This is a genomic window from Nocardia noduli (assembly GCF_019038455.1).
In the GTDB taxonomy this organism is placed as follows: Bacteria; Actinomycetota; Actinomycetes; order Mycobacteriales; family Mycobacteriaceae; genus Nocardia; species Nocardia noduli.
Genome location: NZ_JAFMPL010000280.1, coordinates 1 through 447, shown reverse-complemented (window position 1 = coordinate 447; position 447 = coordinate 1). Strand labels below are relative to the sequence as shown.

Genomic DNA, 447 nt, shown 5'->3' with positions numbered 1-447 from the left:
CCTCACGACGGTGCCGTGCTGCGGGAGATTGGCGTGGAGGCCAGCGAGCAGCTCGACATCATTCCGCAACAAGTGCGCGTGATCCGCCACGAGCGGGTCAAGTACGCCTGCCCGTGCTGCGATGGCACGCTGCGCCTGGCGGCCAAGCCCGAGCAAGTCATCCCCAAGGGGCTGTTCAGCGAAGGCCTGCTGGCCTGGGTGATCACTTCCAAGTATGTGGACGGCCTGCCGCTGTACCGCCAGGCGGCCTTGCTGGGGCGCTTCGGAGGCCGCGACCTCTCGCGCAACACCATGGCCGCCAGCGTGGTGCGGGTGGGCCAGGCGGTGCAGCCCGTCATCAACCTGCTGCGCGACCGGGTGCTGGACGCCCCGCTGATCTTCGGTGACGAGACCGAGATTCAGGTGCTCAAGGAGGCCGGTCGCAGCGCCCAGTCCAAGAGCTACATG

At 67.8% G+C, this 447-nt stretch carries 1 protein-coding gene; it reads left to right on the top strand.

Annotation, left to right across the window (positions count from 1 at the left end; translation table 11 throughout):
• On the top strand, positions 1–447 hold a 447-nt coding region (locus JZ792_RS43715), incomplete at both ends, for an IS66 family transposase (protein WP_216918444.1).